The following is a 22428-nucleotide window of genomic DNA, read 5'->3' on the forward strand; positions in this document are numbered from 1 at the left end:
GGACTCTGTGCGCCGCAACTGCCATAGGACTCTGAGTAGGAAACACTGCATGTACCTTTCGCAGGTAGACATCTTAGGCTTCAAGTCGTTTGCCAAGAAGGCAACGCTGGTCTTCAACCCGGGCATCACCGCTATCGTCGGACCCAACGGCGCGGGCAAGAGCAACATTGTCGACGCCATCCGTTGGGTGCTCGGTGAGCAGAAGGCCGGCGTGCTGCGCAGCGACAAGATGGAGAACGTTATCTTCGCTGGCAGCAAGGCGGCAAAGCCCCTGGGCATGGCCGAGGTGTCGCTCACCATCCAGAACACGCGCAACGTCCTGCCCATCGAATACAGCGAAGTCGTGGTCACCCGGCGACTCTTCCGCTCCGGCGAAAGCCAATACCTGCTCAACGGCACGGTCTGCCGCTTGAAGGACATCAATGACCTGTTCATGGACACCGGCATGGGGCCAGACGCCTATTCGGTCATCGAGCTGAGCATGGTGGAATCTCTGCTCAACGGCAAGGCGGAGGAGCGGCGCCGGGTCTTTGACGAGGCGGCCGGCATCACCAAGTACAAGCAGCGGCGCAAGGCCACCTATCGCAAGTTGGAGGCCACGGAGAAGGACCTGCAGCGCCTCGAGGACATCATCTCCGAGGTGGAAAAGACGGTCCGCTCTCTACAGCGGCAGGTGCACCGCGCGCAACGCTACGAGCGCATTGCCGAAAATCTGCGCGAATTAGAGATCAAGCTCGCCACCAAGCGCTTCACCGACTATGGCCGGCAGCTGACCCCCCTGCTGGAGGAACTGACCGCCCGGCGGCAAGAACGCGAGGCCGTTTCGGCCCAACTTGGCCGACTCGAAGCGGCCTTGGAGGAGGCCAAGACCCAGCTCATTGCCCAGGAGCAAGAGCTACGCCAGGTGCAGCAGCACTTCAACCAGGCGGTCAGCACGCTGCGCGCCCATGAGGAAGAAGTGCTGGTCGGCCGGGAGCAGATGCATTCGCTGGAGAGCCGCGCTGAGCTCTTGCAAAGAGACGCTGCCGAGCTGCAAAGGCGCCTGGAGAAGCTGCAGACCCACTTGGCAGAGCAGCAACAGCATCGCAGCAGGGTTGAACAGCTTGTGGCCGAAGCTCAGCAGGCCTATGAACAGGCTCGCGCCCGCCACCAGGAGCAGATGGCGCAGGTGGCCACGCTCCGTCAGGAGTACCAGACAGCAGAATTAAAGGTGCGCGACCACGAGCGGCAACTGGCCGAGTTGCGCACCCGCGCGGAACGAGCGACGGCCCAAAAATCGGCTTTCCAGGAGCGCGCCGCTGCCTTGGCTCAGGAAAGGGCGCGCAACGAGCAGGCCCTGGCCGAGATAGGGGCAGAGCTCGCAACGCAGAGCCACGAGTTAGCGCGCCTCGAGGGGGCTGCGCAACAGACGCGCACTGCCTTGCAAGCCCTCCAGGAGCAGCTCGCCTCGCTTCGTCAGGCGAACGAGCAGCTGCGCATGCAGCAATTGGACACCCAGGGGGAAATGGAGCGGGCGCGCCATCGCGCTGAAATCCTTCGCCGCCTGTTGCAGAGCTATGAGGACCAACCGGAGAGCGTGCGCCTGCTCGTCAGCCAGCCGAGCGAGTCGTTCCGTACCCTCGGCACCTTGGCGGATATGTTGGCAGTGGACGAGCAGTACCGCCCGGCCATCGAGGCGGTCCTGGGCGAGGCCCTCAACTTCGTGGTGGTCGCTGATCAGAGTGCGGCATTTCGCGGGGTCGCAATTTTGCGCGCTCAGCAGCAGGGGCCGGCGTGGTTCGTGCCCCTGGCGGACATGCGTCCGCGTGCGTCGGCGCAAAGGTCTTGGCAGGCAGAGGAGATACTCGCCTGGGCAGACGAACTGGTGACCTGCGATGCGGCCTATCGCCCCCTGGCCGCTGCTCTGCTGGGGAGTACCGCCGTAGTCAAGGACCTGGAGGTGGCCCGCCGCCTGCATACCACTGCCGCCGCACATGGCTGCGACTTGGTGACCCTGAGCGGCGAGCGCCTCACTGCTGCCGGGCTCGTTCGTGGCGGACAGGTCGTGCGCCAGGAGGTCAGCCTCATCGGCCGCCGCCAACAGCTGGAGCAGGCCACGGCGGCCATGAATGCCCTGGCCAGCAAAATGGAAGGACTGCGCCAGCAGGCCGAACGCCAGGCCTCCGAGATGGCAACCCTCAGCCGCCAGGAAGACGAGCTCCGGGCCGCGCTCCAGTCCCGCGAGGCCGACATAGCGACCTATCGGCTGCGGGTGGGACAGCTCGAAGAGCGCGCTCGGAACCTGGGCGAGCGCCAGCGGACCATCGCAACCGAGGAAGAGCAGCTGCGCGCCAGAAGCCGCCAGGTGGAACAGGAACTTGCCCGTCAGCAAGCGGCGCTTGCTCAGCTCAGCACCCAGGGCCAGGCCCTCACTGCCCAGGCCGAACACCTGCGTGAGCAACTGCGCGAGGTCGAGTCTACGGCGTCTGAGCTGGCCACTGAGGCGGAGCGGCTGCACATCGCCCTGGTCAGCCAGCGCCGCGACCTGGACGAGGTGGTGGCGGAGCTCTCTCGCACCGAGGCGCACATCGCCGAGACCCAGCAGGCTATCGCCACCCGCGCGGACGAGGCTCGCCAGGCAAAACAGCAAGCTGCCGCCCTCAGCGAGCGCATCACCCAACTGAAGCACGAACTCCAGGAGAGCTTTGCCAAGCGCGACCAGCTGGAACACCAGGTCCTGGAGCTCGAGGAACGCTACCGCAGCTACAAGCAGCAGATCGACGAGCAGGAACGCGCCTGCCGCGACGTGCGCATCCAACGGGAACGCCTCGCCGAGGCTGTCCATCAGCTGGAACTCCAGGTCACCGAACTGCAGCTCAAGATCAACAACCTCAAGGAACGAGCCCGCGTTGAGTTCGAAGTCGAACTGTCCGCTCAAGACATCGAGGACCTTGACGTGGCGACCGTGGAGCAGGAAATCTCCACGCTGCGCCAGAAGCTCAAGCTGCTGGGTCCGGTGAACCTCCTTGCCCTGCGCGAGTACGAGCAAGAGAAGGCAAGGCTTGACCTCCTGCTCAGCCAGCGCAAAGACCTGCTCGATGCGCGGGCCAACCTGGAGGAGACCATCCGCCGCATTAATCAGACGGCACGGGAAAAGTTTGCGGAGGTCTTCCAGACGGTCCACCAGAATTTCAAGCAGGTCTTTGCGGAGTTCTTCGCCGGGGGCACTGCCGAGGTGCGCCTGGAAGAAGGGGACGACCCCTTGGAGGCCGAAATCAAGATTGTCGCCAGCCCCAAGGGCAAGCGCATGGAGTCGCTCTCGTTGCTCTCCGGCGGCGAAAAGGCCCTCACCGCCATCTCGCTCCTCTTTGCCATCTACCTGGTCAAGCCCAGTCCCTTCTGCATTCTCGACGAGGTGGATGCCCCCCTGGATGACGTCAACGTGCACCGCTTTGTGCAGGCGCTGCGCAAGTTTACCAGCAACACGCAGTTCATCACCGTGACGCACAACAAAATCACCATGAAGGCGGCCGATTACCTTTACGGAGTCACCATGAGCGAGGATCACATTTCCCGGTTGGTATCGGTGAGGTTCGGGGAACAGGAGACTGCCCCTGAAGCGAGGAATGCGGCCGCGGCAGAAAGTTAGCATGGAGCAAGTCATGAACTCATCAGCAATTCGGGCGTTGGCTCTGGCGGCCCTCGCCCTGCTTCCCCTCTCCACCAACCAGGCCAGCGGGGCTGTTGCCGATTCGGTGCGCGCTCCTCTACAATTCACCGTGGACTTTGCCCGATTTCGCAGCCCAGAGGATCACACGTTTCTGGAGACCTACATCTCCTTGCCCCGCAGTACCCTCATGTACCAGCGTGCAGAAGACGGACGCCTGCGCGCGGAATTCCTGGTGGATGCCCTGCTGTTTTCCGGGGCCGACACGGTCGCTCACCGGGCATGGCGCAACGTCGACTTTGCCGACAGTCTGGCAGAGACGCGGGGAGCCTTCAGCCTGTTCACCGTCGGCCAGTTCAATGTGCCTCGCGGCCACTACCGCGTGGACCTGCTGGTCGTGGACACCGCTTCGCGCGACACCGCCCGTGCCATATTCGACATCAAAGCTATCGCCTTCCCGGATAGCGGCCTCTGCCTGAGCGACCTGCAACTGGCCGCGCAGATCTCCCGCGATACCACGCATGGCCAGTTCACCAAGGGCAACTACTTGGTTCTGCCCAACCCTCCGGGCATCTACGGCACTACGCTGCCCATCCTGTACTTTTACGCCGAGGTCTACAACCTGACTTACGGGCACCCGGGCGATTCCGCCTCCTATCGGGTTAACTACTTCATCCTCAACGGCGAAGGGCAACGTGTCAAGGCCTTCCCCAGCAGCAGGAAGACAAAGCCCGGAACCTCGGCAGTGGAAGTCGGCGGGCTCAACATCATCACCCTGCCTTCTGGCACGTACTACATCGTCCTAGAGGTCGAAGACCCCACTACCGGCGAGCGGGCTTCGGTGATGAAAAAGTTCTTCGTCTACCGCGAGGGCGAAACATTCGCGGCTCAGCAGCAGAAGACACCCACAGGTAAGGGCTCGCCAGGGCTGGATGCCGAGCGGTACAACGTGATGAGCGAAAAGGAGCTCGACCACGAGTTTGAGGTGACGCGCTACATCAACACCGCCGAGGACCGCGCCACCTGGAAGAAGCTGAACCTGGCAGGCAAGCGCAATTTCCTGCGGGAGCTCTGGGCACGCATGGACCAAACCCCCGGCACGCCGGAAAACGAGTTCAAGCAGGACTACTTGGCGCGCGTGGCAGAAGCCAATGCCGTGTTCAGGGGGTTTCGCGAAGGATGGAAGACCGACCGCGGGCGCATCCTGCTGCAATACGGTCGGCCAGATGAGATCGAGCGTTTCCCCTTCAGCGCCGAGAACAAGGCGTACCACATCTGGCACTACTACTCCGTGCAGGGCGGCGTGATGTTCATCTTCGTGGATAAGCGGGAGATGGGCGACTTTGAGCTTGTGCACTCTACGGCGCGCGGTGAGCTGTTCGACGCCGATTGGCAGCGCTGGATAGACCCCAACCGGTAGCCCAGATCCATCCCTTGCTGCGCAGATTCATCGCACAACGCAAGGTCAAGCGCCCCGCTGCGCTTGACCTTTTGCCATAGGCCCCAAAAGGAGCACCTTCGGTGTGCGGAATATCCGGCATCGTCCATAAGGACAACACGCCCGTTGACAAGACGACCGTCGCGCAGATGACGGGGCTGGTTCGTCATCGTGGGCCGGACGGCGAAGGCTACTTCTTCGGTGCCCACTTTGCCTTGGGGCACCGCCGTCTGGCCATCCTCGACCTCACACCCGCAGGCAATCAGCCGATGCACTACCTCGACCGGTACGTGGTCGTCTTCAACGGGGAAGTCTACAACTTTGTCGAGCTGCGGCAGGAGTTGGAGGCGCTCGGCTACCGCTTCCGCACCCGCACCGATGTGGAGGTTGTCCTTGCCGCGTATGACTGCTGGGGTGAGCAGTGCGTGCACCGCTTCAACGGCATGTGGGCCTTTGCTCTGTACGACCGCCGACACGAAATCCTCTTTTGCAGCCGCGACCGGTTTGGCGTCAAACCGTTCTACTATGCCGAGACGGACAAGGCCTTTGCCTTTGCCTCCGAGATCAAGCAGCTTCTCCCTCTGTTCGGCGAGCGCCGCGCCAACCCCGGCAAGATCGTGGACTATCTTGTGCTTGGGCTTGAGGAGTACGATGACGAGTCTTTCTTTGCGGGCATCCGCAAGCTCCCCCCTGGCCACAATCTGCACTACGATGTGCGCAGTCACCGGCATGAGGTGAAGCGCTACTACGAGCTCCCCGTGGACAGTTCCCTTGCCCGGGTGGACGAGCGCGAGGCCATTGCCCTGTTCCGCAAGGAGCTGGAGCGTGCGGTGACCATCCGTCTGCGTGCCGATGTGCAGGTGGGCACCTGCCTGAGCGGCGGCCTGGACAGCTCCACGGTTGCCACCCTTGCCTCGGCCGCCTACCAGAGCCAGACAGGGCGCCGCTTTGTGGCCATCACCGCTAAGGCGAGCGATCCCCGCGTCGACGAGACGCCCTACGCCGAGCGGGTGGCACGGGCTGCGAACTTAGAGTGGCATGTGGTTGCGCCTCAGCGCGCGGACTTTATTGCAGCCTTGGAGGAGGTAGTGCGCGCTCAAGAGGAGCCCTTTGGCAGCCCTTCGGTCTTTCTCCAGTACTTCGTGATGCGCACTGCCCGCGAGGTAGGCTGTCCTGTTCTTCTGGACGGCCAGGGCGGCGACGAATGTCTGCTGGGCTACGAACGCTACTTTACCGCCTACCTGCGCTCCCTGCCTCTGCCGTCCATGGCCCGGGAATTCCTCAACTGCGCCCGGCATTCGCGGCTCTCGGCGTGGCGCTTGGCGCTCTTCACGTTCTACTTTCCGCGCGCCAGGGTGCGCCTGAGCCGCCTCAAGGCCCGCCACGCTTACCTGAAGCCGGAGCTCTTAGCGCAGGTCAACTCCTCGCTGGCCCGGCAGGTTGCGGAGAGCTTTGCCGACATCGTCGAGCTGCAGCGCCTCGAACTGACCCAGACCCAGCTCCCTCACCTGTTGCGCTACGAAGACCGCAACTCCATGCACTTTGCCGTAGAGGCCCGTCTGCCCTTCCTGGACTTTCGCCTTGCGGAAACGGCGCTTTCCCTGAACAACCGCCTGAAGATTCGCGACGGCTGGACAAAGTACATCGTCCGCGCCATCGAGGTGCTGCCGCCGGAGGTTGCCTGGCGCCGCGAAAAGGTGGGGTTCGAGGCGCCATTAGCCAGCTGGATGAATCCCCGCGAGCAATTTGTGCAGGAAATTGAGCGCAGTCCTCTGCTGCACCAGATGCTCACTCCCCAAGCGCTTCACTCTCCTGCCATGGCGCCGGACGATAGGGCCCTGTGGAAGCTGTTCAATGTGGCACTCTGGGCTCGCCTCTACGAGGTGACGCTATGACCGGCCGGCAGTTTGCCTGGAGTCACGGCCCCGCGCAGGGCTGCCTCGCGGCCAGTCCCCAAGTTACCTCCCACTGTGGGCCAAACGGGGTACCGCCACAGTTTCCGCCTGCGCTCAGGTGAATGAGCTGGTGCTTGGCCCAGTTCCGTGCCTTCCATGGCTGCGACGATGACGCCTGTGGAACCGACTCACGGCTATGAACCGGGCTATCGCGCTCTCCTGCGCAGTGGTGAGCTCAGGGAGCGGGTACGGGTGGCGGCTGCGCAGCTGACGGAGTGTCGGCTTTGCCCTCGGGCATGCGCTGTCAACCGGCTCGCCGGCGAATTGGGTTTCTGCGGCATGGGAGCCGAGGTGGTCCTGTACAAGCCCAAGGTGCACCTTGGCGAGGAACCGCCCATTTCCGGCACGCGTGGCTCCGGCATCCTCTTCTTCAGCGGTTGCACCATGGCTTGTGTCTTCTGCCAGAACTTCCCCATGAGCCATTGGCGGTCGGGACATGTGCTGTCGCCGGCGACGCTGGCAAGGGCGATGCTCTATCTGCAGCGGCGTGGGGCGCACAACATCAACTTGGTGACGGCCACGCACTTTCTGCCCCGCGTGCTCGAGGCCCTGCACCTGGCCGCCCGGCAAGGGCTGCACCTGCCCATCGTGTACAACTCCAGCGGCTACCAGTCCCTGGAAACGCTGCGGCTGCTGGAGGGAGTTGTGGACGTGTATCTGCCCGATTTCAAGTACGCAGACGCGGAGCTGGCGCGGCGCTACTCTGCGACGCCGGACTATCCGGGCGTGTGCCTGGCGGCGCTGCGCGAGATGTACCGCCAGGTGGGCGACCTGCAACTGGACGAAGAGGGCATTGCCCGCCGCGGGCTGCTGGTGCGGCACTTGGTCCTGCCGGGCGCCTTGCAGAACACGGAGCGGGTGCTCTCCACCATCGCCCGCGAGCTTTCGCCCAATGTGCACATGAGTCTCATGAGCCAGTACCTGCCCATTTGGGAGGCGCGCCGCTTTCCGGAGCTCATGCGCCGGGTTACTGAGGAGGAGTACCACCAGGCGCTCGCGCTGCTGGACCGCTACGGCCTGGAAAACGGCTGGGTGCAGGAGCTGGGGTGAATGGCCTCGCGAGCCAACGGGAAACCCTGCGTGCGCTGCCCCGGGTGCCTCCCCGCAGGTGGCTGAGCATCCCTGTACAACCAAGACGTTGGTTGCGGCCTCCTGGTGTACCTGCCGCGCGCCCCTTCTCACTTTCGCAGGGCGCAAAGGTGGCTAATTCGGGTCCCAGCGCACCGAACACAGGGCCTGGTACCCCGGCTCGCACCCGCAGTCAACGCACCGACCATAGCAATAGTCCGCGCCCACCCCACGGCAGCCACCTGCGCGGCAATTGGGATAGCCGAGCTCGCCGAGGCAAAAAGCGCACTTGACCTCGCCGCCTTCCGCACGGGCATTGGTGCCGCAGAGAAGAACGGAACTCACGTTGACCGCGGTGCGCGCGATCAACAGGCCCAGGGCCCAATTCATTATTCCCCCCTCGCCCCCCTGATGAATTCTTCCACCCGTTGGAGAGAGGTAACTTACCAACTGTAGACCTCAAGGCGTCCCTCGCCGGCCGAGGCGAGAAATGTGCGGGAGTGCGCAATCGCCAGAGAGAGCGCCAGGAAGTACCGCTTCACCCGCGGTGCAAGCGCTTTCCGGCACGAACAGCACACATTGCAAATCTGCGCCTGGCTCGAGTCGCAGGATGCCGAATTCGAACTGCACCCAGAGCTTGCCCGGCGGGTCAAACGACAACGCACCATATAGCGGGATGGCGGCAAAATCGGGCCAACCAGGTCCTAACCCCCTCTTTTTGCGGCGCCTGATTTCCGCCCCCTGGAACACATATCTCCACGCTACCCTTGCGGTCACGTCTACTACCGAGACGAAGGCCTCGTGCGGCCTCCCCACGGCCAGGTAGCGGCGGCCGTCCGTGGCCAGGCGCACGCGGTTCTGCGTCAGCAGCGCCCCAGTGGGATCAGAGTAACGCTTCTTCGGCCGCACATAATCGAAAAGAGACCCGATCAGATGCATGTGACCATCGCCCAACTCATAGAAGTGGACGATTTTGGAGCGGTAGGCAGGAAGAGGCCCAAAGGGAATGCACACCACGTTGCCGAACACCCCCAGCCCCTCGAACGGCACCACCTCCCAGTCCAGGGGATAGGAGTTCACAAAGCGTAGCGTGCTGTCAAACACCTGCAGGCGAAAGCAAGCATCTGCCACCAGCAGCCTCCCCTCCTGCACCGCCACCGCCGTCGGCAGGCTCAATTCCCCAGGACCTACCCCCCTCTGCGCTATCTCCCCCCTGATGGTAGCTGTGCTGTCCAGCTCAATGACGGCGTTCAGCTTCTCGTCGCAGACAAACACCCTCCCCCTCTGGTCGGCGGCTATGGCAATGGGTGCCCCCAACACCGGCTCCCCGGTGGCGGCACCTCCTTATCCCCCACGCTGCGCACCAAACGCAGCGCTCGCCGCGGCACCCGATGCAGATCGATGACCACTACCTCTGCAGCAGCAAGGAGACTATCAAATGGAAAATTGGCCAGCCTCCGCCCCCACTCGCTGCTCGGCGCCGCTCCCTTGGCAGGAGGCAGATGGCTTGCCACCTGGGGGTTCAGCCACAGCGTGCTCAGCACATTCTCAACTTGCCCTGCCCTCTCCAGCCGGCTCAGCGCCACAAGCACCTTGCCCCGCCCATCGCACACGAGCAGGCCACTGCCCGTGGTGGCCACGCCACAAGCCTGCCGCGCCCGGCCAGACCGGTCCACAAAGTACCTGACCCCCGGCGGCACACCCCCTGCGCAACAGTTCGCCAAGTCGCTCCCCAAGTGAGCCCAGCCTCAGCTGCACTTCCTCGTCCGCAAACAGGATCACCTCCACCGAGGCACGCCTTCTCCCCAGGTCGATCCCCGCGCGCCGCAGACGCTTATCCAGGTCTTGGCCCACCAGTGTCGTTGCCGCTTGCCGTGCCCGCCCTCCCTTGCTCCCCCGGCCCACCAGGAGCAGCACGGCGTTCACTGCAAGCAGCAGGCAAAAGACCACCACCAGGGTCACCAACCGCGTCTGCCGCTCGCCTGTCCTGGACTGCATGGCGCGAACCCTCCATGTGACAGCACGCATCCTCTGTAGCACCCCTCCCCTCCCTCTCCCGAACTGCAATGTACAAGAAGAAGCGTTCGTGTCAAGAGGGAAATCAAAAAATCTCGGGGAGGTCGGGCGCAGGGCCCGACCCAACGCGCGCAACTCGCGCGCTCTCACCGCGCACCGTCGTCAGTTCATTCCCCGGCCCACAGAAGACCTGCCGGCGTCTGTGCTGGCTCCCTCTCTTGCAATTTGAGCCCAACTTCGGCGGAGAAACATCGATAGTCCCGGCAGCTCCCGCACCATGGGGCCTGTTCGGCGCGCATCCGGAAAGCTTCTCTCCCCCTGCAAACAGCTTGACTTTTTCTCCGATTTGCGGTATCTTTTCCGCCAAAGCTCCCTATGCCACCAAAGTGGCCTACCCAACCGAAACAAGCAAGGAGGACACCTGATGGCCAAATGCTCTGCGTATTTCGCGCGTCCATGCCTGACCAGCAGCTTGATGGCGCTGGTCTTCCTGGCTCAGGCTGGGCGGCAGCTGCGCGGCCAGGCGAGCGATTGGGCCGATGGCCGACCAGATGGCTGCACCACCATCACCGTCGGGCGCAAGGCGTCCGCAAGCGGCTGGGTGAGTACCTCGCACACCTGCGACAGCCACCGCACCCACTCGTCGTTGGACATCGTGCCGGCGCGGCGCTACCGGCCCGGCACTCTGCTCACTTTGCGCAAACGCGCCAACAGCGACTCGCTGGCCATGCCCTCCTACCGCTGCGTCGCCGTCGGCCAGATCCCGCAGGCCGAACATACCCATGGCTACATCAACACGGCCTACCCGTGCATGAACGACCGCCAGCTGGCGGTGGGCGAGTCCACCTTCGGCGGCCGCGAAAGCCTGCGCTCGGACAAGGGGCTCATCGACTGCCAGCAACTGGTACGGCTGATGTTAGAGAGGTGCGCCACGGCGCGCGAGGCCATCCGCCTGGCCGACGAACTGACCCGCACCTATGGCTACAACGATGCGGGTGAATGCCTCACCATCGCCGATACCAAGGAAGTGTGGCACCTCGAGATTGTGGGGCCAGGCAAAGGGCAAGTGGGCGCCATCTGGGCGGCACAGCGCGTGCCCGACGACCATGTCTCGGTCAACGCCAATGCCAGCCGCATTCGCCAGATCGACCTTGGCAACCCTGACTTTTTCGTGGCCTCGGCCAACGTGTTCCAGGTAGCTCAGGACAGTGGCTGGTGGGACCCGCGCCAGGGGCCCTTCGAATTCTGCTATGCCTATGCGCCCGAAGGTCGAACCTCGCTGGCGGCGCGCCGCCGGGAATGGCGCGTGCTGGACCTCCTGGCGCCCTCGCTCAAGCTCAACCCAGAGTCGGAGAACTACCCCTTCTCCGTGCGCCCAGATACCCTGGTGACCTTGCAGAAGCTTGTGCGCATCTTCCAGGACTACTACGAGGGTACCGAGTACAATTTTGTCAAGAACATCACCGTCACTGACGACAGCGGACGCACCATCATCTCCCCGCTGGCCAATCCCTTCATGCCCTACGACATGAACAAGGTTTTCAAAATCAACGGCGGCTGGGGCTGGCGCGGCGAGCGCACCATTGCGCGCTGGTACACCATGTACGCCACCATCACCCAGTCGCGCGAGGGCCTGCCCGATGAGATCGCCGGCGTGGTGTGGCTGGCGCTCGACAACGTGGCCACCTCGGTGTACATTCCCCTGTACTGCGGAATCACCGACGTCGCCCCCAGCTACAAGGTCGATGGCCGTGCACGTGGATTCAGCCGCGACTGCGCCTGGTGGGCTTTCAACCGGCTGGGGACGCTGGCGGCACAGCGCTGGGGCGACATGCGCAAGGACGTGGCAGCCACCTGGGGACCTCTGCAGGCGGAACTCTTTGCCAATCAGGAGCAAATTGAACAAGACGCTCTGCGCCTCTATCGAGCCGATCCCGCAGCCGCCAGGAGATTCCTCACCGACTATGCCATCAAGTGCGGCGAGCGCGTGGTGCAGGCAGCCTGGGAGCTCGGCGACCGACTATGGACCAAGTACGATGAGCTGTGGTAAGCCAGCAGCAGGAAGGACAATGGTGGTGAACACCGTCTCGGTCTTTGTCAAGCCGGAACACATCCAGGACTTTATTCAAGCCACCGCCGAGAACCACAAGGGTTCTGTGAAAGAGCCCGGCAACCTCCGCTTCGATGTGCTGCAGTGCGCCAACGACCCCACGCGCTTTTTGCTTTACGAGGCCTATGAATCAGAAGAGGCGGCAGCGGCCCACAAGCAGACGCCGCACTACCTCAAGTGGCGCGCGACGGTGGAACCGTGGATGGCGAAACCGCGCGAAGGGGTGGCACACCGCGTGCTCTTCCCCGCAGATCGGAGCCAGTGGTGATGGCCGCCTTTTCGTTCTCTCGCACGCCGCACATCGTCTTCGGCTGCGGGAGCCTCGCGCGCCTGCCTGAGCTGGTAAACCGGTTCGGCTCGCGCCTTCTTCTCGTCACGGGAACCCACGCCCTCTGCACCTCAGGCAAATTGCAGGAAATCCTGGCCGCCCTGCGGTACGTGGGCGTCGTGGTGGAACACCTCACCCTGGCCGAAGAGCCTTCACCCCAACTGGTGGATGAGGCCGTGGAAGCTCTCCGTCCGAAGGCCGTGCAGGTAGTGGTCGCAGTAGGCGGCGGCAGCGCGTTAGATGCCGGCAAAGCCATCTCGGCGATGCTCCCCGAGGAAGGCTCCGTTGCCGCATTTTTGGAAGGGATAGGTGACCCAGAGCGGCACAGTGGCGGAAAAGTGCCCTTCATCGCGGTGCCCACCACTGCCGGCACGGGCAGCGAGGCGACCAAGAACGCCGTGCTTACCATGCGCGGACCGGGGGGATTCAAAAAGTCCCTGCGCCATGAGCACTTTGTGCCCGAGGTCGCCCTCGTCGACCCTGTGCTCAGTTGCACCTGTCCACCAGAGCTGACTGCCGCCTGCGGCATGGATGCCTTCACGCAGCTCTTGGAGTCATACGTGAGCACCAATGCCTCGCCGCTCACCGACCTCTTGGCTGTGCAAGGCATGGAGCGCGTGCGCGACTGCTTGGAGCGCGCAGTAAGAGACGGTGCGCTAGACATCCAGGCGCGCGACGGGATGGCCTATGCGGCTCTCCTCTCCGGACTGACCCTGGCCAATGCCGGCCTGGGCATTGTCCACGGCCTGGCGGGGCCACTTGGCGCCTTGGCCCCGATACCTCACGGCGTGGCCTGCGGCACATTGCTGGCCACGGCCACCAGAATGACCATCGACTCGCTCCGCCAGGCGGATGACGCACGAAGCCGGCTCGCCCTGGAAAAGTATGGCACAGTTGGGGCACTGCTGACCGGCGCAGAAGGCGACGTGCTCACGCAGTGCCGCAGGCTGGTCGACGAGCTGGAAAGATGGACGGTGCGGTTTCGCATACCGCGCTTGGGGAGCTTTGGTCTGGATGAGGCGCTGCTTCGCGAAGTGGCGCGACAGGGCGAGAACAAGAATAACCCCGCGGCCCTCGACCAAGAGCAGCGCCTGGCACTGCTGCAGGAGCGCCTGTAGGAGCTTCACCCCCGAGGCGGAGCTGCCAGCAGCGCATCGATGCGCGCCCAGAGCTGGTGCTTGCCATGGCCGGTGCGCGCCGAAAAGCCGACCAGCTCGCCTACCCCCAACGGCGCAAGCAGCTCGCCATTGCGCGCCTGCTGCTGGAGAAGCTGTGCGCGGGACAGTTTGTCGCTTTTTGTGGCGACAACCACGGTCGGTAGGGCTAACTGGCGCAACCAGGCGACCGTCTGCAGGTCTAGTGGGCTCAACTCGTGGCGGGCATCGGTGATGAGCACCACACCGCGCAGCGCCGCGCAACCTTCCAAATAGGCAGTGACGAGCTCACCCCACTGCTCGCGCGCCTGGCGCGAAACCTGCGCAAAGCCGTACCCGGGCAGGTCCACGAAGTAGACGGCGTCGTTGATCAGGTAGAAGTTCAGATGGCGGGTCTTGCCCGGGGTGCTGCTCACCAGCGCCAGCTTACGCCGGCCCACCAGGCAATTGATGAGGCTGGACTTGCCCACGTTGGATCGCCCGGCAAAGGCGATCTGCGGGCGCTCATCGCGGGGCAGTTGCGTCAGCACAGCGACCGTGCGCGCGAACTCGGCCTTGGTCACTTTCATCCCGACCCCTCCCTTCTGCACGCACTCGGCTCAAGGCAAGGCGGCATGCCGCCTGTTCCCCCTCCTTGGCCCGCCTCAGGCAGTCTTGCGCACCCGCCGCTGGTACATCGGCTGGGCGCCATGGAGGACAACCTCGCGGGTGATGCGGCATTCCACCACATCCGGCATCGACGGCAGGGCGTACATGATGTCCAGCATCACCCGCTCCATGGTGGAGCGCAGGCCGCGCGCACCCGCACCGCGCTTGATGGAAAGGTCGACGATGGCCTCGAGAGCCTGGCGGTCGAATTCCAGCTTGACCCCGTCCAACTCGAACAGGCGCTGGTACTGCTTAGTCAGGGCGTTCTTGGGTTCAGTGAGAATGGCCAACAGGGCATCGCGGCTCAACTCCTCCAGAACGCTGATGATGGGCAGACGTCCGATGAATTCTGGGATGAGACCAAAGTTGAGCAAGTCCTCCGGCTCCACTTGGTGCAGCAGCTCGCTCACTTCTTTCTTCTGCTTGGCGGTCACCTTGGCGCCGAAGCCGACCGTGCTCTTGCCCACGCGTGCCGCAATAATCTTCTCCAAGCCGCAGAACGCCCCGCCACAGATGAACAGTATGTTGCGCGTGTTGACGTTGATGAGGGGTTGTTCGGGGTGTTTACGCCCGCCTTTAGGCGGCACTGCGGAGATCGTCCCCTCCAAGATCTTGAGCAGCGCCTGCTGCACTCCTTCGCCGGACACATCACGGGTGATCGAGGGGTTGCCGTCCTTGCGCGCGATCTTGTCGATCTCGTCGATGTAGACAATGCCACGTTCGGCGCGCGCCACATCATAGTCCGAAGCTTGCAGCAGGCGCACCAGGATGTTCTCCACATCCTCGCCCACGTAGCCGGCCTCGGTCATGGTGGTGGCATCAGCAATCACGAACGGCACTTGCAGGAAGCGGGCCAGCATCTGCGCTAAGAGCGTCTTGCCGGTGCCGGTCGGGCCGATGAGCAGGATGTTGCTTTTGTCGATCTCCACCTCGTGGCGGCTGCTCTGGGAGGAGATGCGCTTATAGTGGTTGTACACGGCCACTGCCAGGTTTTTCTTGGCCTGCTCCTGGCCGATGACATAGTCATCCAGCTCTTTCTTGATCTCCGCAGGCGTAGGGATGCGGCGCATCTCGCGAGGAGCACGCTGCGCCCGCATCTGCATCACCATGCGGCTGGCGCTCTCCACGCACTCGTCGCAGATGTTCACTTCCGGGCCGACCACGATGCTCTCCACCTGGTGGGAGTTGCGGCCACAGAAGGAACAGATGTACAACCGTTTGTGCGCCTCGTCGCTCATGACTTCACTCCGCTACAGACCGGGACGCGCCGCTCTCTCCTGAAGGGCGTCACTTGCTTGCCTTCTTCCTTGCCAACTCTTTACGGGTAAGAACCTCGTCGATGATGCCGTATTCCTTTGCCTCTTCGGCCGACATGAAGAAGTTGCGGTCCGTGTCGCGCGCAATCTTCTCCACCGGCTGCCCTGTGTGGTCGGCCAGGATCTCGTTCAACTTCTCGCGCAGCAGCAGAATCTCCTTGGCGTGAATCTCAATGTCCGAGGCCTGCCCCTGTGCCCCACCCATGGGCTGATGGATCATGATCCGCGAATGCGGCAGTGCGGAGCGCTTCCCCTTGGCGCCGGCTGCCAGAAGCAGCGCCCCCAGGCTGGAGGCTTGCCCCATGCAAATGGTCGCCACATTCGGCTGAATGTACTGCATCGTGTCGTAGATGGCCAGGCCGGAGGAGACGATGCCGCCCGGGGTGTTCAAGTACAGGTAGACATCCTTTTCCGGGTCCTCTGCCTCCAAGAACAGCATCTGTGCAATGACCAGGCTCGCCACGGCATCGTCAATGGCCGTGCCGATGAAGATAATGCGCTCCTTGAGGAGGCGCGAGAATATGTCGTAGGCGCGTTCCCCTCGACCCGTCTGCTCAATCACAATCGGTACCAGACCCATGTCGTCACCTCGTCTGTTCTCTCGTCAAAACTGCCCCGCAGGGCTTGCGGTTACCACCAACGGATGTGCCCCATGCTCTTTGTGCTTCACCTTGCGCTCTTTGATTTTGGCGTGGCGCGCGATGACATCCAGCACGCGCTGCTCAAGCAAGCTGCGCCTGATGCGGCGCCGCGTTTTCTCGTCGACCTGCTCGAAGCGTTCCGCGCGCCCTTCGCCCTTTGCTTGCTCGCGCATAGCCGCGATGGCCTGTTCCACGTCTTGCTCGGTGACTTCGATTTTCTCTGCTCTGGCAATCTGGTCGCGGATGAGCTCCCACTTGACCCACCAGATGGCATCCGGGCGCAGCTTCTCGCGCAGCGTCCTCTCATCGAGGCGGCGGGTGCTCTCCTTGCGCGCCATTTCGATGAGCCCGTCCAGGTAGGCCTCTACCATGTGAGCGGGAGCATCGAAGTTATTGGCCTTGATGACTTCGTCCATGAGGCGTCGCCGGAGCTGCTCCTGGGCCTCTTCGGCATAATGGGCGGCCAACTGCTCGCGCACGTAGCTGCGCAACTCCGCCAGGGACTCGAAATCCCCCACGTCCTTGGCCAAATCGTCGTCGATGTCCGGGAGCTCTCTCTTCAGGATCTCTTTAACCGTGACCTCGAACAGGTCTTCGACCTGTCGCGGCGGTTCGTTGGCTTTGGCTGGAGGGGCCGGGCGCACCAGCCGCACGCGTCGCCTTTCGCCCACCTGCGCTCCCAGCAGCTGGCGACTGAAAGCAGCATGCTCCTCGGTAGCCGGCGATTCGCGGAGCTCGAGGCGTCGATCTGCATACCGCTCCCCTAAGATGGGCACCCCGGTGCGGTCTAAGCGCTGCACGTCGATGGTCACGATGTGCCCGAGCTCGGCGCCGCCTTCCACCGCAGTGCTCATCGCATTGTCGCGGCGGATCTTCTCCAGCATCTCGTCTACGTCCTGGTCGCTCACCCGGTAGACCTCGTGTTCCACCGTGAGCCCCTTGTAGTGCTCCACGCGGATCTCCGGTTCCACATCGACCAGAAGCGTGACCGTCAAGCCGTCGTCGGGGTCGAAGTTGGTCTCCGTGATGCGCCCCGACCCGACTGGCTTCAGGCCATATTGGTCGATGATGCCAGGGTAGACTTCCGAGACCAACTCCTCAAACACCGCCGCTTCGATCTCTTTGCCAAACATTTCCCGAAGAAGCGAGCGGGGCACTTTCCCCTTGCGAAACCCCTGCAATGCCACGCGCTTCTGATATTGGGCGTACGCCTCCTCCAGCTTCGGCGTCACCGTTTCCGCCGGAAAGGCGATGGTCACTTGCTTCTGCCACTGTTCTCTGTCCTGAATGTCGACTCGCAATAACTTCTCCTTGTTCAATCCTTTCGCAAAAAAAGAACCGCCGAGCGGTTTCCGATTTTCCTCGCCATCCTGATCTGCGTGAGGAGCACAGGCAGGGTGAAGGCTCCTGCTGCAGGTTCTTGTCCGCAGGGAGCGTGCCCTCCATCACCTGGTGCGAGAGGGGGGACTCGAACCCCCACGCCGTAAAGGCACTAGATCCTAAGTCTAGCGCGTCTGCCAAACTCCGCCACTCTCGCCAAACGCGGCGTTAATATACATATTTTTGCCTGCATTGTCAACCGTTTTGTCCCGGAGGGAGCGACGCGGCGTGAGGTTGTGTGGTGGCTGCGAGAATGGTTCTTGCACCGCCGCAAGACAGAAGAGGCCCCAACAGCGGGGCCTCCGGAGCCGATTGCCTGGGAAAGACCTACTTGCGAAGCTTGTACTTTTCCAGCTTGTTGTAGAGAGTGCCGCGGCTGACGCCGAGGATATCGGCAGTCTTGCTGATGTTGCCTTTGGTTTCCGTGAGCACCTGCTCGATAAGGGCCTCCTCCGCCGCCTCCAGACGACGGTCTTCCAGGCGGAGATGAACCACCTTCGGATCTGCAGGGGGAAGGATTTCTTCTGGCAGGTCGGCGATTTCAACCTTTTCGCCGCGCGCCCGGATGACCGCCCGCTCCACGGCATTGCGCAACTCGCGTACATTGCCCGGCCAGTCGTACCGGGTGAGCACTTCCTCCGCCGCCGTCGAGAAGCCGCGGATCCGTTTGCCGGTAGCGTCGCAATAGTAGTCGAGGTAGTACTCGGCCAGTGGCAATATGTCCTCAGGGTGGCGACGCAGAGGTGGAATGCTGACAGAGACTACGTTGAGCTTGTAGTAAAGGTCCTCGCGGAATTTTCCCTGGTCGACCAGCTCGGCCAAGTTCTCGCGCGTGGACGAGATGAGGCGCACATCCAGCCCGTAGGTGGTCACTCCGTCCGCTCCCTGGATTTCCCGCTCCTGCAGTGCCTGTACCAATTTGCCCTGGATGGGAATCGGCAGAGCAGCTACCTCGTCCAGGTAAACCGTGCCGCCGGTGATCAAGGGACTGCTTTGCACCGACGGACGCCGCAGGTCGGCCATCTCTGGGTCGCCGCCAAAGAGTTGCGCCTGCAACTGGTTGGTGCTGAGGGTACTGCAACTGACCTTGAGATAGGGATTGAGGCGTCTGGGGCTCAAGCAGTGGATGGTGCGGCTGAACAGCTCTTTGCCTGTGCCAGGCTCCCCCATGAGCAGGATGGGGGCGTTGGAGTTGGCCACCGTTCCCACTTGGTGGCAGACGTTGCGCATCCGCCTGGAGACGCAGACCACGCCGCTGAACCGGCACTCGCGGCAGTGGCCGAGGAGGAGGGCATCGCTCAGACCTCGCCTGGCCACCCGCTCGGCAGTACGCTCCAGGGCAAAGAGCACCTGCGAGGGCCGCGCCGGCTTGAGCAAGTAGTCCACTGCCCCGTTCTTCAGCGCGACGATGGCATCGTTGATGGCCCCGTAGCCCGCCATCACCACCACGGCGCACTCGGGTTGCTCGGCGCGAATCCTGCGCAGCAGCCTGACTTCCTCCACCGGCGGGTTCTTCATCGACAAGAGGACAAAGTCGTAGCCTTCCCCGCGCGCCAGTGCCTGCCACGCCTCTTCGAGTGTCCTGATGGCGACAATCGCCATCCCCTTCCGCGCCAAGGAGGCCTCTACCAGCGCCACCAGGTTCACATCCTCATCCACAAACAGGACCCTCTTCTCGCGCTCCATGTTGCCTTCCTCCGACTCCACGCGCATAGTTCTCCGCTGCGGAATCCTGGGCGCGACGCCGTTTTCTCAGCCCCGGACTCTGCGGGAACGAGCAGGTTAGCGCAATGCGTGCAACCTCTGAACCAGATGGAGTCGCCGCGTGGGCCTATGCGGCGAGAAAGCTCCGTTCACGGCTGATGGCCTTCACGCAATCATCATACCAAATGCTAGGCGCGCTGCCCCGCAACCCACACCTCCCTCTCGACCCTATCGAGGCACTGAGGGCCAAAAGTGCTCTGAATATATACACAATTCTTGGCTAAAAGTCAAGCAAATTCCGAAAAAACCGTGGGCGAAAGCCTGTGTCCTATCCCCTTCTGGGCCACCACATGCTCGCGCAGGGACAAAAAAGGCGCGGAGTTACAGCTCGAACCTACCGCGCCTCAACGTGCAAAAGCAAAGTGTCTCAGAACAAAACATTGTCTCTCCCTGAGACACGCACCGCGCCTCTCAAGGCGGTCCTACCACTCATGTCACGTCTGACGTCAACGTCTCGCCGCTATGCTGCTCTCCGTGTGCACCAGACGCAGGGTTTTGGTGCTCGCCCCATAGGAGATGTGCAGCGGCCGCGCTATATCAAACCATTCAGGCAGCAGGAGTACGACCTGCCGCACTTCGTTGGCAGCGAGGAGCCCACCAGCCGCACGCTGTCCGTCCAAGGAGAACAGCTCGCGCTCCTCGCCCACCACGACCGGTGTCCACTCACGCCCACCCTGGGCTACCCGAATCCGGTCGGGGTAAAAATAGGAGCCCTGTGGCGCCAGGGCCGAGACAGAAAGTATCAGCGGAATCACCTCGGTCCCCATGCTCTCGCGGGCTATGGCTACGAATCTATCGCTGTAGGCGACCGTAATGGTCAGCGCTCCGTCGGCGAGTCCAGGACGCACCACCATCGTGCGCAAATGCACGTTGGCATCCATTCCCGTAAGAACCTCAGCCGTGCCGGCGGCAAGCGCGCCTCCTCTGCCGCTTGTGGCCAATGCACCCGCCACCATCACACCCATGAGAAACGAGCTCAGCAAGAGTCGTCGCACCATGCATTCCTCCAAGGTCACCACTAACTCTTCTGGGCCTTGCACTTACAATCTTCGTGCCACAAGAAAGGTGCGATCGGCAGGTGTGATAAGCGGCGGATTTTCAAAAATGAGGCAGCCTGGCGCCCCTTGCCGCACCTGGGCACCGACTGCGCGAGGACGAAGCGTTGTTCACGCGTGAGACAAAGGCGAGTGGCGCTGCCAGCGGTCCGGCACGCCACGCAGCAGCAAGCGTCCGACCAACATGAGCAGCGCGAGCGCAGCCACTGCGGCCTTGTACTTGACCTCATCACCGTAGGCGCCCAGCGCGTATACCACCGTCCCCCAGAGCAAGGGTCCGGTGATGGCTGCCGCCTTTCCCGAAAGCGAGTACAAGCCAAAGAACTCGCCCAGCCTCGCCGCGGGGACCAGGGTCACCAACAGGGGCCTGGCCGAGGTCCAGGTACCGCCCAAGAACATGCCGATGGCGCAGGCCAGACCCCAAAAGAGGGCCCTGTTGTCGATGGCTACCACCAGCACCAGAGAAACAATCCACCCGGTGAGCACCACCGTGAGCGCAGACTTGGGACCGAACCGGTCGGTAAGAAGGCCGAAGAGAAAAGAACCGATGGCGGCGGCAGTGGTGGCTACTAAGAAGAACGGCACCACCACATCGCTGGAAAAGCCCACCACTTTCACGGCATACACCGCCATGAAAATGATAATCGTCTCCACAGCTTCCTCATAGAAAAACTTGGCTGCCAGGAAGCGCAGCACCCCAGGCGTCTCTTTGGATTTGGCAAGCCCCGCCACGATGCGCTGCGCCGTCTCCTCGAACTCATGTGCTCCAGGAAAGACCGGCTGCAGGATCTTGCGGAGCACGAAACGGTGGTAAGCAGCCAGAACGCTGCCCACCTCGACGCGCCCGGACTCGCCTTGCAGCCTTCGGGCGGCAAGACGCCACAGAACACAGCCTCCCACGGCTAAGGGCGCGGCAAGGAGAAAAGGAACATAGGCGGCGGCGGGCAGGGCGGCCTGCAGCGAGTTTCGCGCCATCTCCCTTGTCTTTGACGGCACCGGCTGGCGGTCCCGCACAAACACAAAGGTGGGTATGGCCGTGAGCAGGAAGAGGAAGCCAGTGGGTAGGAAGCTTCCGACATGCCCCCACCCGCCCTGATGCCGGTACAATCGCCAGGTGCGGACATCTTCGTGGACGGGCGCCTGCCAGCGCACCATCACCGCGCGCCGCGCGCCTTCCCCCTGAGGCGCCAAGGTCGTGTCCCGCGCCTGAATACGCATGGGCAGGGCCCTCGCTTTCCCCTGCGCGTCGACAGCCTTCAGGATATACTCATAGTGGGCATCGCGGCCCACACTCACATCAAGGTAGGCGCGCTCCCCACCCTCAAGGCGTGCGACCTCCACCTCTTGCCCGCGCAAAAACGGCACTTCTATCCCCAGGAACTCTATCCCGCCAGTGACGAAAGGCATGACCACCAGCAGGCCAAAGAAGCTCCCAAGGTAACCCACGGCGACCCCGTACCCGGAGATTTTGCCCATCGTGCGCGGGGTACTGACCTCTGGCAAGAGGGCATTGTAGAAGACCAAGCTCCCCTGGTAGGCAAAGTTCGCCAAAATGTAGAACAGGAGGGCACACAAGGCGGTGGGCAGACCAGGCATGCCGAGCGCACCCACGATGCCGATCATGGCCGTGCCCGCTACGCAGAGCAGGGTCAGTGCGATGAGATACGGCATGCGCGCCCGAAAACGATCCGAGACCACGCCCAAGACCGGCATGGTCAGCCCCACCAGCACCATGGAAAGGGAGTTGCCAACACTCACCCAGATGTCCTCCATGGCAAGGTTGACCGTCATCCACAGCGGGAAGTACATGGTCACCACATTCATGGAGTAGATGGTGTTGGCAAAGTCGTAGAGGATCCATGAGGCAACGGCACGGGCAGGTGCACGGCGCATGCTGCCTTACTCCCTG

18 protein-coding genes and 1 tRNA gene are annotated in these 22428 nt (G+C 62.9%); 7 read left to right on the forward strand and 12 right to left on the reverse strand.

Going from position 1 to position 22428, the window contains the following annotated elements; all coding sequences use genetic code 11:
* Positions 1–49: 49 nt before the first annotated feature.
* The 4 genes from smc to NUW13_08590 all read left to right on the forward strand — a co-directional run bounded on the left by smc (position 50) and on the right by NUW13_08590 (position 8089).
* On the forward strand, positions 50–3628 hold the full coding sequence (smc, locus tag NUW13_08575; GenBank protein MCR4439081.1) for a chromosome segregation protein SMC: 3579 nt from the start codon (positions 50–52) through the stop codon (positions 3626–3628).
* A 13-nt stretch (positions 3629–3641) separates the two neighbouring features.
* Entirely contained in the window at positions 3642–5066 is a 1425-nt protein-coding gene (locus tag NUW13_08580) for a GWxTD domain-containing protein (GenBank protein ID MCR4439082.1), read from the forward strand.
* A gap of 101 nt (positions 5067–5167) precedes the next feature.
* A complete protein-coding gene (gene asnB, locus NUW13_08585) occupies positions 5168–6979 on the forward strand; it encodes an asparagine synthase (glutamine-hydrolyzing) (protein MCR4439083.1) in 1812 nt (603 codons plus the stop codon).
* Positions 6980–7135: 156 nt separating this feature from the next.
* Positions 7136–8089: a radical SAM protein gene (locus NUW13_08590; GenBank protein ID MCR4439084.1), complete on the forward strand. Its 954-nt coding sequence runs from the start codon at positions 7136–7138 to the stop codon at positions 8087–8089.
* Between the two features lie 153 nt (positions 8090–8242).
* On the opposite strand, the gene NUW13_08595 is transcribed toward NUW13_08590, so the two are convergent.
* The 4 genes from NUW13_08595 to NUW13_08610 form a co-directional block, all read right to left on the reverse strand.
* Complete coding sequence (locus tag NUW13_08595) at positions 8243–8497, reverse strand: hypothetical protein (protein MCR4439085.1); 255 nt, start codon at positions 8495–8497, stop codon at positions 8243–8245.
* A 69-nt stretch (positions 8498–8566) separates the two neighbouring features.
* A complete protein-coding gene (locus tag NUW13_08600; GenBank protein ID MCR4439086.1) occupies positions 8567–9424 on the reverse strand; it encodes a hypothetical protein in 858 nt (285 codons plus the stop codon).
* Positions 9403–9651 carry a hypothetical protein gene (locus NUW13_08605; protein MCR4439087.1) on the reverse strand — a complete coding sequence of 83 codons (249 nt, stop codon included), beginning with the start codon at positions 9649–9651 and terminating at the stop codon, positions 9403–9405. Before NUW13_08605 ends, NUW13_08600 begins: the two co-directional genes overlap by 22 nt.
* A gap of 4 nt (positions 9652–9655) precedes the next feature.
* Entirely contained in the window at positions 9656–10105 is a 450-nt protein-coding gene (locus NUW13_08610; GenBank protein MCR4439088.1) for a hypothetical protein, read from the reverse strand.
* 442 nt (positions 10106–10547) lie between these two features.
* Between NUW13_08610 and NUW13_08615 the strand changes: the two genes are divergently transcribed.
* The 3 genes from NUW13_08615 to NUW13_08625 are packed head-to-tail and all read left to right on the forward strand — an operon-like array spanning position 10548 to position 13679.
* Complete coding sequence (locus NUW13_08615; protein ID MCR4439089.1) at positions 10548–12173, forward strand: C69 family dipeptidase; 1626 nt, start codon at positions 10548–10550, stop codon at positions 12171–12173.
* A gap of 19 nt (positions 12174–12192) precedes the next feature.
* Complete coding sequence (locus NUW13_08620; GenBank protein ID MCR4439090.1) at positions 12193–12501, forward strand: antibiotic biosynthesis monooxygenase; 309 nt, start codon at positions 12193–12195, stop codon at positions 12499–12501.
* Positions 12501–13679: an iron-containing alcohol dehydrogenase gene (locus NUW13_08625; protein ID MCR4439091.1), complete on the forward strand. Its 1179-nt coding sequence runs from the start codon at positions 12501–12503 to the stop codon at positions 13677–13679. The genes NUW13_08620 and NUW13_08625 overlap by 1 nt, the downstream gene beginning before the upstream one ends.
* A 5-nt stretch (positions 13680–13684) precedes the next feature.
* On the opposite strand, the gene yihA is transcribed toward NUW13_08625, so the two are convergent.
* The 8 genes from yihA to NUW13_08665 form a co-directional block, all read right to left on the reverse strand.
* Complete coding sequence (gene yihA / locus NUW13_08630; protein MCR4439092.1) at positions 13685–14284, reverse strand: ribosome biogenesis GTP-binding protein YihA/YsxC; 600 nt, start codon at positions 14282–14284, stop codon at positions 13685–13687.
* A 75-nt stretch (positions 14285–14359) separates the two neighbouring features.
* Positions 14360–15601, reverse strand: a complete 1242-nt coding sequence (clpX, locus tag NUW13_08635; protein MCR4439093.1) for an ATP-dependent Clp protease ATP-binding subunit ClpX — start codon at positions 15599–15601, stop codon at positions 14360–14362.
* 49 nt (positions 15602–15650) lie between these two features.
* Positions 15651–16253, reverse strand: coding sequence for an ATP-dependent Clp endopeptidase proteolytic subunit ClpP (clpP, locus tag NUW13_08640; GenBank protein MCR4439094.1), 603 nt, complete (start codon positions 16251–16253; stop codon positions 15651–15653).
* Between the two features lie 30 nt (positions 16254–16283).
* Positions 16284–17621: a trigger factor gene (gene tig / locus NUW13_08645; GenBank protein ID MCR4439095.1), complete on the reverse strand. Its 1338-nt coding sequence runs from the start codon at positions 17619–17621 to the stop codon at positions 16284–16286.
* Between the two features lie 149 nt (positions 17622–17770).
* Positions 17771–17857 (reverse strand) — tRNA-Leu (locus NUW13_08650).
* A gap of 170 nt (positions 17858–18027) precedes the next feature.
* Positions 18028–19386, reverse strand: a complete 1359-nt coding sequence (locus tag NUW13_08655) for a sigma-54 dependent transcriptional regulator (protein MCR4439096.1) — start codon at positions 19384–19386, stop codon at positions 18028–18030.
* Positions 19387–19910: 524 nt separating this feature from the next.
* Positions 19911–20462, reverse strand: a complete 552-nt coding sequence (locus tag NUW13_08660) for a hypothetical protein (protein ID MCR4439097.1) — start codon at positions 20460–20462, stop codon at positions 19911–19913.
* 168 nt (positions 20463–20630) lie between these two features.
* Positions 20631–22412 (reverse strand): MFS transporter, encoded by a 1782-nt coding sequence (locus NUW13_08665; protein ID MCR4439098.1) that lies wholly within the window; start codon positions 22410–22412, stop codon positions 20631–20633.
* Positions 22413–22428: the final 16 nt, after the last annotated feature.

This window comes from candidate division KSB1 bacterium, assembly GCA_024655945.1.
Lineage (GTDB): Bacteria > Zhuqueibacterota > Zhuqueibacteria > JANLFK01 > Oleimicrobiaceae > Oleimicrobium.

Coding starts and splice junctions, on each gene's coding strand:
- smc (MCR4439081.1), top strand. CDS start 50: ATGTACCTTTCGCAGGTAGACATCTTAGGCTTCAAGTCGTTTGCCAAG.
- NUW13_08665 (MCR4439098.1), bottom strand. CDS start 22,412: ATGCGCCGTGCACCTGCCCGTGCCGTTGCCTCATGGATCCTCTACGAC.
- NUW13_08580 (MCR4439082.1), top strand. CDS start 3,642: ATGAACTCATCAGCAATTCGGGCGTTGGCTCTGGCGGCCCTCGCCCTG.
- NUW13_08625 (MCR4439091.1), top strand. CDS start 12,501: ATGGCCGCCTTTTCGTTCTCTCGCACGCCGCACATCGTCTTCGGCTGC.
- NUW13_08610 (MCR4439088.1), bottom strand. CDS start 10,105: ATGCAGTCCAGGACAGGCGAGCGGCAGACGCGGTTGGTGACCCTGGTG.
- clpX (MCR4439093.1), bottom strand. CDS start 15,601: ATGAGCGACGAGGCGCACAAACGGTTGTACATCTGTTCCTTCTGTGGC.
- NUW13_08595 (MCR4439085.1), bottom strand. CDS start 8,497: ATGAATTGGGCCCTGGGCCTGTTGATCGCGCGCACCGCGGTCAACGTG.
- NUW13_08590 (MCR4439084.1), top strand. CDS start 7,136: ATGGCTGCGACGATGACGCCTGTGGAACCGACTCACGGCTATGAACCG.
- NUW13_08615 (MCR4439089.1), top strand. CDS start 10,548: ATGGCCAAATGCTCTGCGTATTTCGCGCGTCCATGCCTGACCAGCAGC.
- NUW13_08655 (MCR4439096.1), bottom strand. CDS start 19,386: ATGGAGCGCGAGAAGAGGGTCCTGTTTGTGGATGAGGATGTGAACCTG.
- yihA (MCR4439092.1), bottom strand. CDS start 14,284: ATGAAAGTGACCAAGGCCGAGTTCGCGCGCACGGTCGCTGTGCTGACG.
- NUW13_08620 (MCR4439090.1), top strand. CDS start 12,193: ATGGTGGTGAACACCGTCTCGGTCTTTGTCAAGCCGGAACACATCCAG.
- NUW13_08660 (MCR4439097.1), bottom strand. CDS start 20,462: ATGGTGCGACGACTCTTGCTGAGCTCGTTTCTCATGGGTGTGATGGTG.